This is a genomic window from Goodfellowiella coeruleoviolacea, assembly GCF_024171785.1.
Lineage (GTDB): Bacteria > Actinomycetota > Actinomycetes > Mycobacteriales > Pseudonocardiaceae > Goodfellowiella > Goodfellowiella coeruleoviolacea.
In genome coordinates this window covers 149,426-164,118 of the sequence record NZ_JAMTCK010000006.1, presented here as the reverse complement: position 1 = coordinate 164,118, position 14,693 = coordinate 149,426, and the positions used below count along the sequence as shown (strand labels likewise).

At 73.8% G+C, this 14,693-nt stretch carries 14 protein-coding genes; 7 read left to right on the top strand and 7 right to left on the bottom strand.

Annotated elements, in window-relative coordinates; all coding sequences use genetic code 11:
* The first annotated feature begins 39 nt into the window (after positions 1–39).
* Positions 40–600 carry a YbaK/EbsC family protein gene (locus LX83_RS14605; RefSeq protein WP_253771504.1) on the top strand — a complete coding sequence of 187 codons (561 nt, stop codon included), beginning with the start codon at positions 40–42 and terminating at the stop codon, positions 598–600.
* A gap of 129 nt (positions 601–729) precedes the next feature.
* Here LX83_RS14605 and purU read toward each other — a convergent pair whose 3' ends face one another.
* From purU to LX83_RS14585, 4 genes are all read right to left on the bottom strand, one after another.
* A complete protein-coding gene (gene purU, locus LX83_RS14600) occupies positions 730–1,605 on the bottom strand; it encodes a formyltetrahydrofolate deformylase (RefSeq protein WP_253771502.1) in 876 nt (291 codons plus the stop codon).
* A 76-nt stretch (positions 1,606–1,681) separates the two neighbouring features.
* On the bottom strand, positions 1,682–2,431 hold the full coding sequence (locus LX83_RS14595) for a maleylpyruvate isomerase N-terminal domain-containing protein (protein WP_253771500.1): 750 nt from the start codon (positions 2,429–2,431) through the stop codon (positions 1,682–1,684).
* Between the two features lie 46 nt (positions 2,432–2,477).
* Positions 2,478–3,338, bottom strand: coding sequence for a class I SAM-dependent methyltransferase (locus LX83_RS14590; RefSeq protein WP_253771498.1), 861 nt, complete (start codon positions 3,336–3,338; stop codon positions 2,478–2,480).
* A 67-nt stretch (positions 3,339–3,405) separates the two neighbouring features.
* A complete protein-coding gene (locus LX83_RS14585; RefSeq protein WP_253771496.1) occupies positions 3,406–3,921 on the bottom strand; it encodes a DUF2505 domain-containing protein in 516 nt (171 codons plus the stop codon).
* Between LX83_RS14585 and LX83_RS14580 the strand changes: the two genes are divergently transcribed.
* Together LX83_RS14580 and LX83_RS14575 are read left to right on the top strand one after the other, a co-directional pair.
* Entirely contained in the window at positions 3,920–5,041 is a 1,122-nt protein-coding gene (locus LX83_RS14580) for a UDP-N-acetylmuramate dehydrogenase (RefSeq protein ID WP_301328242.1), read from the top strand. The genes LX83_RS14585 and LX83_RS14580 overlap by 2 nt on opposite strands.
* A gap of 133 nt (positions 5,042–5,174) precedes the next feature.
* Positions 5,175–6,197, top strand: a complete 1,023-nt coding sequence (locus LX83_RS14575; protein WP_253771491.1) for a S1 family peptidase — start codon at positions 5,175–5,177, stop codon at positions 6,195–6,197.
* 34 nt (positions 6,198–6,231) lie between these two features.
* On the opposite strand, the gene LX83_RS14570 is transcribed toward LX83_RS14575, so the two are convergent.
* On the bottom strand, positions 6,232–6,969 hold the full coding sequence (locus LX83_RS14570; RefSeq protein WP_253771489.1) for an SDR family NAD(P)-dependent oxidoreductase: 738 nt from the start codon (positions 6,967–6,969) through the stop codon (positions 6,232–6,234).
* Between the two features lie 166 nt (positions 6,970–7,135).
* Here LX83_RS14570 and LX83_RS14565 point away from each other — a divergent pair, with 166 nt between their 5' ends.
* Positions 7,136–8,332 (top strand): L,D-transpeptidase, encoded by a 1,197-nt coding sequence (locus tag LX83_RS14565; RefSeq protein WP_253771487.1) that lies wholly within the window; start codon positions 7,136–7,138, stop codon positions 8,330–8,332.
* A 159-nt stretch (positions 8,333–8,491) separates the two neighbouring features.
* Here the strand turns inward: LX83_RS14565 and LX83_RS14560 are convergent, their stop codons facing one another.
* Positions 8,492–9,583 (bottom strand): alpha/beta fold hydrolase, encoded by a 1,092-nt coding sequence (locus LX83_RS14560; protein WP_253771485.1) that lies wholly within the window; start codon positions 9,581–9,583, stop codon positions 8,492–8,494.
* 211 nt (positions 9,584–9,794) lie between these two features.
* Here LX83_RS14560 and LX83_RS14555 point away from each other — a divergent pair, with 211 nt between their 5' ends.
* Genes LX83_RS14555 through LX83_RS14545 form a run of 3 tightly spaced genes read left to right on the top strand, consistent with a single transcriptional unit; the run spans position 9,795 to position 13,861 of the window.
* The gene (locus LX83_RS14555) at positions 9,795–11,669 is read left to right on the top strand and encodes a DUF6461 domain-containing protein (RefSeq protein ID WP_253771483.1); all 1,875 of its coding nucleotides are present in this window, start codon (positions 9,795–9,797) and stop codon (positions 11,667–11,669) included.
* Between the two features lie 26 nt (positions 11,670–11,695).
* On the top strand, positions 11,696–12,661 hold the full coding sequence (locus LX83_RS14550; RefSeq protein WP_253771481.1) for a hypothetical protein: 966 nt from the start codon (positions 11,696–11,698) through the stop codon (positions 12,659–12,661).
* Between the two features lie 27 nt (positions 12,662–12,688).
* Positions 12,689–13,861 carry an alpha/beta hydrolase gene (locus LX83_RS14545; protein WP_253771479.1) on the top strand — a complete coding sequence of 391 codons (1,173 nt, stop codon included), beginning with the start codon at positions 12,689–12,691 and terminating at the stop codon, positions 13,859–13,861.
* A 7-nt stretch (positions 13,862–13,868) separates the two neighbouring features.
* Here the strand turns inward: LX83_RS14545 and LX83_RS14540 are convergent, their stop codons facing one another.
* Entirely contained in the window at positions 13,869–14,657 is a 789-nt protein-coding gene (locus LX83_RS14540) for an alpha/beta fold hydrolase (protein WP_253771477.1), read from the bottom strand.
* Between the last annotated feature and the right edge of the window lie 36 nt (positions 14,658–14,693).

Sequence of the window (14,693 nt, the reverse complement as noted above, 5' to 3'; positions counted from 1 at the left end):
GCGCCGGGTGGTGCCGTGGCCCGCACTAACCTTGGCTGCGTGACGACATGGACTATCGCCGGAACCCTGACCGTCGCGCGGGCCGTCGACCGGACCGAGCTGCTGGCCGACCCGGTCGCCAAGGGCCTGGCCGCCCTGGCCGAGGCCGACGCCCAGCGCTGCGGCGTCGTCGAGATCGATCCGGAGCTGGCCGACACCGCCGCGTTCTGCGAGACCTACGGCTCACCGCTGGCCGCCTCGGCCAACTGCGTGGTGGTGGCCGGCAAGCGCGGCGGCGAGCAGCGGTTCGCCGCGTGCCTGGTGCTGGCCACCACCCGCGCCGACGTCAACGGCGTGGTGCGCAGGCACCTGGACGTGCGCAAGGCGTCGTTCGCGCCGATGGACCAGGCCGTGGAGCTGACCGGCATGGCCTACGGCGGGATCACCCCGATCGGGCTGCCCGCGGACTGGCCGCTGCTGATCGACCCGGCCGTGGCCGAGGCGCCGGAACTGGTGATCGGGTCGGGGGTGCGCGGCAGCAAGCTGCTGGTGCCCGGTGACCTGCTCGCCGCCCTGCCCAACGCCCAGGTGCTGGACGGCCTGGGCCGGCCCGTCGGCTGAGCCCCGGCCGGGGGACCGCCAAGCCGCGCCGCGGCCACCCGGTCAGCCGCCACCCGGTCAGCCGTCACCCGGTCAGCCGTCACCCGGTCCGTCGCCTACCCGGTCCGTCGCCACCGGGTGGGCCGACCGTCAGAAGACCACCGTGCGGTTGCCGTGCACCAGCACCCGGTCCTCCAGGTGCCAGCGCAGGCCCCTGGCCAGCACGACCTTCTCGATGTCGCCGCCCTTGCGGACGATGTCCTGGATGGAGTCGCCGTGGTCGACCCGGATCACGTCCTGCTCGATGATCGGCCCGGCGTCCAGGTCCGCGGTGACGTAGTGGCAGGTCGCCCCGACCAGCTTCACGCCACGGCGGTGCGCCTGGTGGTAGGGGCGCGCGCCCACGAACGACGGCAGGAAGCTGTGGTGGATGTTCAGCGCCCGCCCGGCCCACTCCGCGCACAGCTCGGGCGGCAGCACCTGCATGAACCTGGCCAGCACCACCGCGTGCGGGTCGTGCGCCGCGACCAGTTCGCGGACCCGGGCGAACGCCGCCCGCTTGCCCTCGGCGTCGCCGGCCGGGAACGGCACGTGGTGGAAGGGAATGCCGTGCGCCCTGGTGATGCCGCCCAGCTCGGCGTGGTTGCCGATCACGGCGGACACGTCCACGTCCAGTTCCCCGGAGGCGACCCGGCCGAGCAGGTCGTACAGGCAGTGCGCGGCCTTGGACACCAGGATCACCACGCGCCGCCGCTCCCCGGTGTCGGTGATCCGCCAACTGGTGTTCTCGCCGAACTCCGCGGCGATCGCGGTGAACCGCTCGCGCAGCTCCTCGACCCCGAACGGCAGCGAGTCCGCGCGCACCTCCTGGCGGGTGAAGAACCAGCCGGTGTCCGGGTCGGTGTGGTAGGCGGCCTCGACGATCCAGCCGCCGGCATCGGCCAGGAACGAGGCGATCCTGGCGACGATGCCGGTCCGGTCCGGACAGCCGAAGGTGATCAGGTAACGACGTTCAGGCGGTGCCACGGCTCGCAGTCTCGCAGGTCCGCGCCGACCTGCGAAAACCAGACCCGCGAGCCGGTCGGGGGAACAGCGGCGCCGGTCACAGCCCGCGCAGCGCCGCGGCCACCGCGGGCTGCCCGCTGACCAGCGCGGTGCTCGGCCGCTTCCACAGCGCCCGGTAGACGGCGTCGGCGGTGCCGGCCACGGTGGCGTCGACCTCGCCGACCGCGTCCCGCGTCTCGCCGACCTCCGGCGGCTGGCCGGGGCGCAGCCGCACCACCCACAGCCGGCCCGCGTCGGCCGCGTGCACCAGCACCCGCCCGGTGTCGGTCCAGGACTCCCAGTGCTTGCTCAGGACCGGCTGGAGGCTGAGCAGCTCGTCGATGCCGTCCGCGGCGAACTCCGGGTCGAACACCAGCGTGGGCACGGTGCTGGCCTGCTGGTGGGGGGCGGCGGCCGCGGCGTGCTCCGCGTCCAGCCGGTGGATGGCGGTCTCGTGCGCCTGCCGCCGCGCCCAACCGGCGGTGCTGGCCGCCAGCATGGGGAAGCGCATCCAGCACGGCCGCACCTCGGCCAGGTTGCGCAGCAGTTCCGCGCGCAGTTCGTCCCACCAGGCCAGCAGGTCGGCCCAGTCCTGGGGCGGGGTGGGCCGGCCGGGCGGTGGCCCGTCGACCGGGGTGGTGGTGGCCTGCGCCACCCAGCCGTGCACCACGCCGATGTGCTCCACCAGCTGCCGCACCGTCCACCCAGGACAGGTGGGCACCGGGGCGTCCGGCCCCGCCGCGACGGCGGCCGCCCGCAGGGCGTCGGAGTGGGTGCTGACCTGTTCGACGAAGTCCTCGTGCTTCACCCGATGCAGCGTAGGCGTCCGGTGCTGATCGGGAAGCCCGCTCCCGCTACGCGGTCGCGCTGCCGGCGGTCGCGGCCGCGCCGGCCGGGTCGGCCGGCGCCACCGCCGACCAGGACAGGGTCAGCTCGCCCAGCCGCCACCGCCGTCGGTCGTCCAGCACCGGCCAGTCGCGCGCGGCGAGCAGCCGCACCGCCTCCACCCAGCGCGCCCTCGGCCCGAACGGCGCGAACGGCGCGGCAGCGGCCCAGCAGGCGTCCAGGTCGCGGAACAGCTCGTGCACCCGCTCGCCGGGCACGTTGCGGTGGATCAGCGCCTTGGGCAGCCGCTCGGCCAGGTCGGAGGGCTGGTCCAGGTCGGCGGGCCGGCAGGCCAGGGTCAGCGCGGTGGGGCCCTGCCGGTTCAACGTCACCCAGCAGCAGCGCCGGCCGATCTCGTCGCAGGTGCCCTCGATGAGCAGCCCGCCAGGGGCGAGCCGGCCCAGCATGGTCTGCCACGCGCTGGCCGCGTCCGCCTCGGTGTACTGGCGCAGCACGTTGAACGCGCGCAGCAGCACCGGCCGGGCGCCGGCCAGTTCGAACCCGCCCCGGCGGAACTCCAGCCGGGGCGGGTCAGCCGCGTCCGCCGCCGCCGCGACCCGGTCGGCGTCCAGTTCCAGGCCGAGCACGCGCACGTCCGGGTGGGCCGCGCGCAGCCGCGTCGCCAGCTCCACGGTGGTCACCGGGGACGAGCCGTAGCCGAGGTCGACCACGAGCGGGTCGGCCGCCGAGCGCAGGGCGGCGCGCACCGCGGTGCTGCCCAGCAGCCAGCGGTCCACCCGGCGCAGCCGGTTGGGGTTGGTGGTGCCCCTGGTGGGCAGGCCGAGCGCGCGGGCCCGGCCGGCGGCCAGGCGGGGGGTGCGGCCGGCCATCAGCTGTGTCGTTCCATGTGCGTGGGGAATCGGGGAGTCACGGGCAATCGGGGAGTGCGGATCCGGGTCAGCCGCGCCGCCGGCTCAGCCACTGGTCGGTGAACTCGGACTCGGCCGTGAGCAACGTGCTGACCTGCTCCGCGACCAGCTGTTCGAGCTTGCCGCCGACCAGTGGCACGGCCACGCTGGCCTCGCCGTGCAGGACCAGCTCGCAGCCGCCGGCCGGGGCGGCCAGGTCGGCCAGGCGCATCCGGCCGCTGAACCGGCCGGGCACCCGGGGCATGCTCACCGTGACCTCGCCCACGTACTCGCCGGCGCCGGCCGTCCAGGTCTCCTCCCGGGTGAGGATCAGGTCGCCGCCGCCGAGGAAGCGGCGCGCCACCGACGGCAGCTTGGCCGCGGCCACGCCCTGCCGCAGCTGGAAGCGCAGCACCCCGTCGGTGTGCCGGTGCTCGACCACGCCGGCCTGGGTGCCGCCGAGCACGGCCAGCCGGTCCCGCAGGTACTCGGGGTCGACCAGGGCCCCGTGCACCTGGCCGGCCGAGAAGGACGAGACGGTGCGGTGCTCAACGCGGCGTGCCATGTCAGGCAGGTTACCGTTAGCAACCGTGACCACCCCGCTGTCCAGTGTCCCCCAGGCACAGTCCGCCGTGTCCCTCGCGGCGCACACCACGCTGCGACTGGGCGGGCCGGCCGCGCGGTTCCTGCCGGCCACCAGCGCGACCGAACTCATCGACGCGGTGCGCGCCGCGGACACCGCCGGTGAGCCGCTGCTGCTGCTGGGCGGCGGCTCCAACGTGGTGGTCGGCGACGCCGGCTTCGCCGGTCTGGTGGTCCGGGTGGCCACCACCGGGCGGCGGGTCGACTCGATCGGCGACGGCCTGGTGGAGCTGACCGTGGAGGCCGGCGAGGACTGGGACTCGGTCGTGGCCGACGCCGTGGACCAGGGGCTGGGCGGACTGGAGTGCCTGTCCGGGGTGCCCGGCCTGGTCGGGGCCACGCCCGTGCAGAACGTGGGCGCCTACGGGGTGGAGATCGCCGACCTGCTCACCTCGGTGGACCTGCTGGACCGGCGCAGCGGCCAGGTGCGCCGGGTGGCCGCCGCCGAACTCGGCCTCGGCTACCGCACCAGCGTGCTCAAGGGCACGGACTCGGCCGTGGTGCTGCGCGCCCGGTTCCGGCTGACCAGCGGTGGCGAGTCGGCGCCGATCCGCTACGCCGAGCTGGCCAGGGTGCTCGGTGTCGGCGCGGACGAGCGGGTGCCGGCCGAGGCGGCCAGGCAGGCCGTGCTGGAGCTGCGCCGGGGCAAGGGCATGGTGCTCGACCCGGCCGACCACGACACCTGGAGCGCCGGCTCCTTCTTCACCAACCCGGTCCTGGACGCGGACACGTTTCCGCTGGTCCTGGCCAGGATTCAGGGCCAACTGGGTGAGGGTGTGGCGGTGCCCAGCTACCCGGCTGCGGACGGTCACCACAAGTTGTCCGCCGCGTGGCTGATCGAGCGAGCCGGGTTCACCCGGGGGCACCAGGGGCCGGGCGGCCGGGTGGCGCTGTCCGGCAAGCACACCCTGGCGCTGACCAACCGCGGCGGTGCGTGCGCCGAGGACCTGCTCACCCTGGCCCGTGAGGTGCGGGACGGGGTGCGTTCGGCGTTCGGCGTGGAGCTGCGACCGGAGCCGGTTCTGGTCGGCTGCGCGCTGTGAACCTCGTCGTTCATTTTCCGTAACCATAATTACCCCGGACGGATGAACGGCTAAACGGGTGACTCCATGTGACGACTGCCTTACCTGACGTGTTTTATGGAGGTGGGGACTTCGTCAGGTCGAGGAGGTCACCATGACCAACCGGAGTGAGATCCGGCGTGCGAAGATCCGGCCGGCGAAGCGGCGTGTGGAGGACGACTTCCTGGCCCTGCCGGGAGTGGTGGGCGTTGACATAGCCGAGAAGGTCACGTCCGGTAGACGGACCGGCCGTCTCGCGATCGTTGTTTCGGTGCGAGCAAAACGTTCGGCGATCGAGCTACCCGCGGCGCAGCTGATTCCGGCGTCGGTGGACGGTGTGCCCACCGACGTGATCGAGGAAGACATCGTGCTCCACCGTGCGCTGCTGGCCGATGACGGGCCGCCGGGGTTCCCGGCGTGCGCCGAGGTGCGCGGGGCCGAACGGCACCGCGTGGTGGTGGGCGGGATCAGCATGGGCCCGTGCCGGGCCATCCGGCTGGTGCCGCCGGACGCGCCCCAGTTGGGCGACTACGTGATCGTGGGCACGCTGGGCGCCCTGGTCACCGACCGGACCGGCTACGGCCAGGTGATGGGGTTGACCAACTTCCACGTCGCCTGCGTGGACGACGCCTGGGCGGTGGGCGACCAGATGGCGCACCCCTCCCGGGCCGACGGCGGGCGGCCCGGCGACGTGGTGGGCACCCTGGCCAGGGCCGCGCTCTCGGCGGGGGTGGACGGGGCGGCCGTGCTGGTCGACCCGGCGTGGCGGGTCGAGTCGTCCATCGTGGACGTGGGCATGGTGGCCGGCGCGGCCACCGCGGTGGTGGGCTCGGCGGTGCGCAAGCGCGGCCGGACCACCGCGCTGACCACCGGCACGGTCTCGTCGGTGGACGCCACCCTGTCCCTGGACTTCGGCAACGGCCTGGGCGTGCGCACCCTGCGTGACCAGATCCGGGTGCAGGCCCGCCCCGGGAACCGGTTCGCCGACCACGGCGACTCGGGCGCGGCCGTGGTCGACGACGGCAACCGGGTGGTGGGGCTGTACTTCGGCGGCACCACCACGGGCACCGCCGGGTTCGCCAACCCCATCGCCAAGGTGCTGGACGCGCTGGACGTGGACCTGCTGGTGGCCAACTGACGCGCGCGGCCGCGGCTGCCCGGCGAGCCCCGGGTCAGCCGCGGTGCGCGCGGGTGGCCGAGGCCTGGGCGCGCGGCTTGAGCACGATGCTGTCCAGGTTCACGTGCGACGGCCGGGTCACCGCGAACGCGATCACGTCGGCCACGTCATCCGCGGTCAGCGGGGTCAGCCCCTGGTAGACGCCGGCCGCGCGATCGGCGTCGCCGGCGAAGCGCACCAGGGAGAACTCGGTCTCCACCATGCCGGGCAGCACCTCGGTGAACCGCACCGGCTGGCCCAGGTGCTCGCCGCGCAGGGTGCGGTGCATGGCCGACTCGGCGTGCTTGGCCGAGGTGTAGCCGGCGCCGCCGTCGTAGACCTCGACGGCCGCGATCGAGGTCACCGTCACCACGTGCCCGTCACCCGAGGCGATCAGCTTGGGCAGCAGCGCCTTGGTCACCCGCAGGGTGCCGAGCACGTTGGCCTCCCACATCCACCGCCAGTGCTCCTCGTCGGCGTCGACCACCGACTCCAGACCCTTGGCGCCGCCCGCGTTGTTCACCAGCACCCGGGCGTCCGGGATCTGGTCGCAGAACGCGGTCACCGACGCCGGGTCGGTGACATCCAGTTGGAGTGCGGTGCCGTTGATCTCACTCGCGATACCGTGGAGTCGATCCACCCGGCGGGCGCCGAGCACGACGTGGAACCCCTCGGCGGCGAGCCGGCGCGCGGTGGCCTCACCAATGCCCGCGCTGGCTCCGGTAACAACTGCGGTAGGACGATCGCTGGTCACGGTGCGATCCTGCCTTCGCTCGTCGGGCGATGCGAGTTGACCCAGAGTGGGTATGACCAGGGTCACTGCCGCTGGGGAACCAACCGAGTACCCAGCTGAGACGTCCTAACAGGGGACAACCGATACGGGGATTATGGGGATGTGTGGCTACATGGGGAGGTCGACAGTGCGTGATCGGCACGTCCGGTCAGGAAGCGGTGCGGCTCGGCCACTGCGCTTAGTCACCGCGCTGCTCGCCGGGGTGGCGCTCATCGCGGGCTGCTCGTCCGGCGGCGGCGGTGCGGCGGCGGGCGGCACGGCGACGGTGACCAGTGAGGCGCCCCCGGTCGCCAAGATCACCGCCAGCGCCGCGGACGGCGCCAAGGACGTCTCCGTGGCCGAGCCGGTGACGCTGACCGTCGCGGAGGGCAAGTTCGACGAGGTCGTGCTGACCAACCAGGACAGCAAGGAGGTCAAGGGCGAGCTGTCGGCGGACGGCCGGACCTGGACCACGGCCGAGGACCTCGGCTACGGCAAGACCTACAAGTACACCGGCAGGGCTACCGGCACCGACGGCAAGAAGGTCGAGTCGACCGGCAGCTTCACCACGATCGCGCCGGGCAAGGTGGTCCGGGCCACGGTCAACCCCACCGACGGCAAGACCGTGGGCGTGGCCATGCCCATCAAGATCACCTTTGACGAGGCGGTGCAGGACAAGGCGGCCGTCCAGAAGGCGCTGTCCGTGCGGACCACCCCCGAGGTGGAGGGCGCCTGGGCGTGGGTCAAGGCCAACGAGGTGCACTGGCGGCCCAGGGAGTACTGGCCGGCCAACACCAAGGTCAGCGTGGCCGCCAACCTCTACGGCGTGCCCCTGGGCGGCGGCGCCTACGGCAAGGCCGACCTGACCACCGAGTTCTCCATCGGCCGCAACCAGGTCGTGAAGATGAACACGCCCAGCCACAAGATGGACGTCTACCGGGACGGCGTCCTGGTCAAGAGCTACCCGGCCAGCTACGGCGACGACAACAACCCCGACCTGAACACGCCCAACGGCACGCTCGTGGTGATGGAGAAGGAGGAGGTCGGCGACTTCAGCAACCCGAAGTACGGGTACACCAACGTGATGAAGAAGTGGGCCGTGCGCATCTCCAACCACGGCGAGTTCATCCACGAGAACAACGACAACGCGGCCAACATCGGCCGGCGCAACACCTCGCACGGCTGCGCCAACCTGTTGGAGCACGACGCCAAGGACTACTTCGACAGCGCGTTGATCGGTGACCCGGTGGAGATCACCGGCTCCAAGGCGAACATGCCCACCACCTCGGACGTGTTCGACTGGCTGCTCACCTGGGACCAGTGGCTGGCCAAGTCGGCCCTGTGAGACCGGCCCGGTGCGACCGGCCCGGTAACACCGGCCCGGTGCGGCCGGCAGCGCACGCTCCCACCTGAACCAACCACCCCGGTGCCCGCCGGCCGTTGACCACGTCAACGGCCGGCGGTGCTGTTTCCCGGGGTGCTGTTCTCCCGTGCCGAGGCGAGGTCAGCGCGTCGGGTAGAAGGCGTTGATCTCGGCGATCACCCGCTCGGGGTGTTCCTCCACCATCCAGTGGCTGGCGCCGGCCACCTCCGCGCCGGTCGCCAGGGGTGCGGCGGCGCGCACCGCGGGCAGCATCAGACCGCTGAAGCCGTCCTGGGTGAGCAGCCGCACCGGGATGGTCAGCGGCGCCGCCTGCAGGCGGGTGTTCTCGGCCTCGTCCTGCGCCCAGGTCCGGTACAGCTCGAACCCGGCGTGCAGCACCTGCGGGCGCGAGTACACCCTGGTGTACTCGGCGATCGAGCTGGCCGGCACCGGTTGCGCCGAGGTGGCGGTGGCCGCGGCGGCGTCGCCGATCTGGCTGTGCTCGAAGAAGTAGGTCAGGAAGGTCTTCTCCCGGCCCGTCACCAGGTCCTCCGCCAGCGGGTTCTGCACGTTGAAGGAGAAGTGCCAGGACAGCGGCTGCACCTGCGCGAAGCTCAGTGCCTTGCCGACCAGCGGGAAGTCCATCAGGAACAGGCCGGCCACCTGCTCGCGGTACTGGGCGGCCAGCGCGTAGGCCACGCCGACCCCGAAGTCGTGCGCGACCACCCGCACGTCCCGCTGCCTGCCGATCTGGTCGAGCAGCCCGTGGACGTAGCGCGCCAGCGTGGTCTTGGTGAACGAGGGGACCTGGCCGGTGGAGTCGCCCATGCCGGGCAGGTCGATGGCGATGACCGTGCGGCCGGGCAGCAGCTCGGGCAGCACGCCGTGGAACTCGTACCAGCTCTCCGGCCAGCCGTGCAGCAGCACCGTGGTCTGCGGTCCGGTGCCGCCGATGACGTAGTGCATCTGCACCCCGTCCACGGTCAGGAAGCAGTGCCGGAACCGCTGGTTGAAGGCCCGGTCGTGCTTGGTCGCGGCGTCGTAGCCGCGGCTGTGCGGCACCTCGGGCCGGACGCAGGCCGGGGCGGTGGAGGCGTCGGGCGCGGCCGACGCGGTGAGCGCGCCGGCCGGTAGCGCGACCACGCCGACCAGGAGGAGCAGGAGGACCAGGCTGAGCCGGTGGTGCCGGCGCTGTCGCCGACGCGCACCACCGGCCGGTTGCCGAGCGGACATGGGTGTACGCCCTTTCCCAGGCTTGTTGGTTGGAGTGCGGGCGGACCCCGACACGGCGGTCGTGTGCGGGCGCGCCGCCCGGCAAGATCAGTACGTATGTTTACGTACTTTCGTATTTTTGGCAACCGTTGACCGGTAGGGGGTTAGTGGCGGACCAGGGGCCCACCCGCGCGGCCCCGTTCTTGTCGGTGCGGGCTGCGATCATCGGGACATGGGCGGTCCAGGGGGTCTTTCCGCGGCTGAGGTCGACGCGCTCGCCGCGGTGGTGGCCGAGGCCATGCCGGTGGTGGTGGCGCGCGTTCCGCTCGCGCCCGCCGCGGTGCTCGGCCGGCGCGGCGCGGCCGAGCCGGCGGCGGTGCGCCGGCCCGCGCACCTGCCGCCGGAGTCGCGGGTGGTGACCGCGCTGCACTCGGTGGGCGCGCTGCTGGCCGAACGCCTGCTCGGCGCGCTGGAGATCACCGTCGACCAGCTCAGCGTGGACGTTCCACCGGGGCTGGCCGCGTCCCTGGCGCCCCCGCCCGGCCCGCGCAACATCGCGGTGGCGAGTTCGAACGGGCAGAGCGAGGCGGCCAGGGCGGCGGCGCTGGCCGACCGCCTCCGGCCCGGCTGCGCCGACCTGGTGGCCGACCTGGTCGACGCGGTGGCCGCGCACCCCGCCGTCGCCGCCCAGCTCGACATCGGCACCGACCCCGACGTCAGCGCGGACGCGGTCCGGGGTGAGGAGGTGGTCGCCGCCCGGCACGGCGCCGCGCACCTGGCGCTGGCCGTGCTGGTCGCCACCGCGGTGCTGCGCGCCGTGGCCGACCCGATTCCGCTGGTCGAGCCCAGCGCGGCGGTGGTGGGCCTGGCGCTCGGCGCCGCCGCACTGCTGCTGTCGCGCCGGCCCATGCCGGCCAGCTACGCCGAGGCCGTGCTGGCCAAGCGCCGCGCCGAATACCGCTACCCACAGCGGTCCTCGGGCGCGACCCCGGTCAGCGACCACTGGTTCGCGCTGGCCGAGGGGCCGCCGCCGGACACGGTCGACTTCTCCGGCAACGGGCTGGTCGCGGTGTTCGAGGGTGGTGTGGCGGTCCGCACCGGGGTGGCCGACGGGCACGTCCAGGTGCTGCTGGACGTGCTCGACCACCCGCCCACCGCCGACGATCCGCACATCGACGACCGGAGCTGGGACGAGGTCGTGGAGGTGAGCTGGACAGCGTCGCGCGGCGGGGCGTTGCTGCCCGGTTCCGCTCCGCCGCACCCCGCGCTCTGGCGGGCGGAGACACCGCCGTGGCCGGGCGACTACCGGGTGCGGGTGCACGCCAACGGCCGGGACGGCGACGACCGGGAGAGCTACCACCTGGTGGTGTGGGCGGCGCCGCCCGCGCCCGAGGTCGTGCGCAAGCGCACCGACCGGCTCGGCCACCGGTTGCGCGGCGAACCCGAGCCGCCCGTGGTGGTGCCGCCGCACGCCGAGCACCGGTGGATCGCGGACAGCTGGCTCAGCGAGGCGGCCACCATCACCGTGGTCACCGGGCTGACCGCGGCCGAGGTGCTCCGCGCCTTCGGTGCTGACCCGGACGCGCCGGTGTCCCTGGCGGAGGTGCTCGCGGACATGAGCGACGCCGTGGCCGTGCGCGACACCGGTGGCGCGGTGCTCGCGGTGGAGAACAACGGGTTCCGGGGCAGTGATCGGGCGGTGCTGGCGGCGCTGTCCCGCAACGGCCGCGCGGCCAGCGTGTTCTGGAACGTCAACGCGGTGAGCCGGCTGTCGTTCGCCAGGGACGGCGCACTGGTGGCCGCGTTCGAGCCGGGGCCGTGGCAGGAGCTGGGCGGGCCCGAGCTGGCCGCCCTGCTGGACGACCTCGACTTCACCGACTACCGGCACCGCAAGGCCAAGGGGCTCACGGCGGTGGCCCGGTTCACCGGCCACGGCATGAGCCGCGACGACCTGGCCGCGATCGAGGCCGCCGACACCGCCTACCGCCTCGGTCCACCGCGGCGGACAGCCGCCACACCCGAGGAGCGCAACCTGCGCAACCTGCGCGGTCGAGCACGCCGGCTCGGCCGGGTGCTGCCCACCCCGCCGGCGAGCACGGCCGACTGACCGTCGCCGGTCAGTAGATTCCGCGCATGATCAACGACGAGGATCTCCAGGCCGGGGTGGACCGGGCCGGCCAGTTGCTGGCGCGGGGGCGCGTCGGCGAGGCCGGGGAGCTGTTACTGGCGGCGGCCGAACACGGGCATGCCGGTGCGGCGTCGACCCTGGGCCGGCTGGGCTGCCTGGACTGGACCTGGCCGCCCGGTGCGGAGATCGGCGAGGACGACGTGTGCGCGGCCGAACCCTGGCTGCGGCGGGCACTGGAGCTGCGGCCGGATGACGCGGTGGCCGCCAGGCTGCTGGCCTCGCTGCTGTTGCGGCAGGTCGCCACCGTGCGCGCGGCCGGCCCGTGGGCGCTGCCCGGCGCCGGGGACGTGGCCGCCGGCGCTGACGACCCGGAGGAGGCCTGGCAGGCGCTGCTCGACCGGCGGCAGGCCGAGGCGGTCCGGCTGCTGGACGAGGTGGTGAGCAGGAACCCGACCGACGTGGCCGCGGCCGTGCTGCTGGCCGACGCCCACCACAGCGAGCTGACCTGGCACCTGGGCGAGCAGCCGCGTGAGCGGCCGCCGCTGGACGACGCCGACACGACCGGCCGGGACGTGCTGGCGCGGCTGACCGCCGCCGCCCGCCGGGCCGCCCACCTCGACCCCGCCGACGCCGCGGCCGTGTTCCACCTGGCCGAGGCGCTGCACTGGGGCGAGCACGCCGAGGCCGCGGCGTGGCGGCACCGGCTCGGCGTGCTGCGGCCGGAAGCCCAGGACGCGACGCACCAGGCGCGGCCTGGCGAGCGCCCGGGCCAGGAGGCTGGCGCGGCCGCCGAGCTGCCCACCCACGGGCGCTACAGCTGGTACGTGCTGGAGTTCGGGCGGATGGTCGACAACACCGGTGACAACTGCTTCGACGTGGTGCTCAGCAGCGACCTCGGCGAGCTGCGCTGGGTGCTGGACCGCTGGTTGAGCCGTGCAACCCGGAGTCGGGCTCGGCGGTATAGCAGGTGACCGTTGTCGAGCGTCGAGGGGAAACCCATGCCAGGAAACAGGACCCGCGTCCGGCTCGGGGTGACGGCCGGGGTGGTGGCGGCGCTGCTGGCGCAGCCGCTGCTGGCCCCGGCCGGCATCGCCGAACCGGCGACCAGCACCACCGCCGCGGTCGAGCAGGGCCGGAACCGGGTCGCCAGGGTGGTCTACAACCTCGGTGACCAGGTGTTCACCTCGCCGTCGCTGCCCGAGCCGATGGAACTCGCCGCGGTGGTGCACTACCCGACGAACCTGGGCCGCACCGCCCACCCGCTGGTCGTGCAGCTGCACGGCAGCTGGTGGACGTGCGCGGACCGCGCGGCCGAGGCCGACTACCGGACCGGCCTGGCCACCGGGGACGACGAGCTGGTGGAGCGGGCCTCGGCCGCCCTGGGCGGCTGGCCGTGCGCGCCGGGCGTGCCCGCGCTGCCCAGCTACCGGGGCTACGACTACCTGGGCGAACAGCTCGCCGGCCACGGGTTCGTGGTGGTCTCGATCAGCGCCAACGCGGTCAACGCGTCGATGCCGGGCATGAACGCCTACGCGGCCCGCGCCGAGTTGGTCAACAAGCACCTGGCCATGTGGCAGCAGCTGGTCAGCACCGGCACCGGTGAGCTGGCCGGCCGGTTCACCGACCCGGACACCGGCCGGCCCAGGCGGGTCGACTTCCGCGGCCGGGTGGACCTGACCAGGGTCGGCACCCTGGGGCACTCGCGCGGCGGCAAGGCCGTGATGTGGCAGGCGTCCGACAAGCACCGCGCCGAGTGGCCGAGCGGGGTGCGGGTGCGGGCGGTGCTGCCGCTGGCCCCGGTCTACTTCCACTACCCCGAGGACGACATCAGCGACGACCTGGTCACCACCGTGCCGTTCAAGGTGGTGCTGGGCAGCTGCGACGGGGACACGGGCACGGCCGGCACCGGCTACCTGGCCGACGCCCGGGGCCGCAACCCGGACATCTCCTCGGTCACCATCCCCGGCGCCAACCACAACTTCTTCAACACCCAGTGGTCGCCGGACAGCGGCCAGGTGCTGGCCGCGGACGACGCCGAGGGCCTGCGCGACCCGGCCACCGGCCAGTGCCACACCGCGGACACCGCGCCGGTCCGGCAGCTGACCGAGGACGAGCAGCGGCGGATCGCCGCCGCCGAGATCGTCTCGTTCTTCCGCGACAAGCTCGGCTGAGCGGCTGCTAGCCGAGCGCGGGTGCCCCGGTCTGCGGTCGGGCCGCTCGCGCCTCGGCCAGGAACTCCACGAGCAGGGCGGTGATCTCGGCCGGTCGCTCCACGGCGGGCAGGTGCCCGGCCCAGGGCAGGGCAACGTGCCGGGCGTGCGGGATGCGCTCGGCCAGGACGGCGGCGATGTCCCGGAAGTACCGCAGGTCGTGGGCGCCGGACAGGATCAGGGTGGGCGCGGTGACGCGGGCCAGGTCCACCGGCGCCCCCGGCTGGGTCGGCGCCGCGCCGAAGGCGCGTTGCACCGCCAGGGAGTGCCGGCGCATGGCGCGCAGGGCCGCGCGGGTGTGCTCGTCGGCGTCCGGGCCGAGGAACAGGTCCAGGTACAGCTCGGCGACCTCGTCGAGTTCGCCGGCCGCGAGCAGCGCCTCCTCCCGCTGGCTGAACTCGACGATGTCCGGGGTGGTCGGGGCGGCGCGCATGCCGGGGCACAGCAACGCGAGCGCGTCGACCCGGTCGGGCCAGCGCGCGGCCACCTCGTGGGCGATCCGCCCGCCCAGGGACGCGCCGACCACCGCGGCGGAGGCCACGCCCAGGTCGTCGAGCAGGTCCCGCACGTCCTCGGCGTCCCGGTGCACCTCGGCCGGCGGGGTGTCGCCGTAGCCGCGGAAGTCGCAGCGCACCACCTGGTACCCGGCGGCCACCAGCGGATCGACCTGGGCGTTCCACATGCGGCGGTCGCCGACCGACGAGTGCAGCAACACCACGACCGGCCCCGCGCCGGCCACGTCGTGAGCGAGTGTCATGGCCAGAGGCTACGGCGGGTTCCAGCAGCGGTCGTT

Coding starts and splice junctions, on each gene's coding strand:
- LX83_RS14590 (WP_253771498.1), bottom strand. CDS start 3,338: ATGGCCGGCCGCACCCCCCGCCTGGCCGCCGGCCGGGCCCGCGCGCTC.
- LX83_RS14580 (WP_301328242.1), top strand. CDS start 3,920: ATGTCAGGCAGGTTACCGTTAGCAACCGTGACCACCCCGCTGTCCAGT.
- LX83_RS14585 (WP_253771496.1), bottom strand. CDS start 3,921: ATGGCACGCCGCGTTGAGCACCGCACCGTCTCGTCCTTCTCGGCCGGC.
- LX83_RS14575 (WP_253771491.1), top strand. CDS start 5,175: ATGACCAACCGGAGTGAGATCCGGCGTGCGAAGATCCGGCCGGCGAAG.
- LX83_RS14560 (WP_253771485.1), bottom strand. CDS start 9,583: ATGTCCGCTCGGCAACCGGCCGGTGGTGCGCGTCGGCGACAGCGCCGG.
- LX83_RS14555 (WP_253771483.1), top strand. CDS start 9,795: ATGGGCGGTCCAGGGGGTCTTTCCGCGGCTGAGGTCGACGCGCTCGCC.
- LX83_RS14550 (WP_253771481.1), top strand. CDS start 11,696: ATGATCAACGACGAGGATCTCCAGGCCGGGGTGGACCGGGCCGGCCAG.
- LX83_RS14545 (WP_253771479.1), top strand. CDS start 12,689: ATGCCAGGAAACAGGACCCGCGTCCGGCTCGGGGTGACGGCCGGGGTG.
- LX83_RS14540 (WP_253771477.1), bottom strand. CDS start 14,657: ATGACACTCGCTCACGACGTGGCCGGCGCGGGGCCGGTCGTGGTGTTG.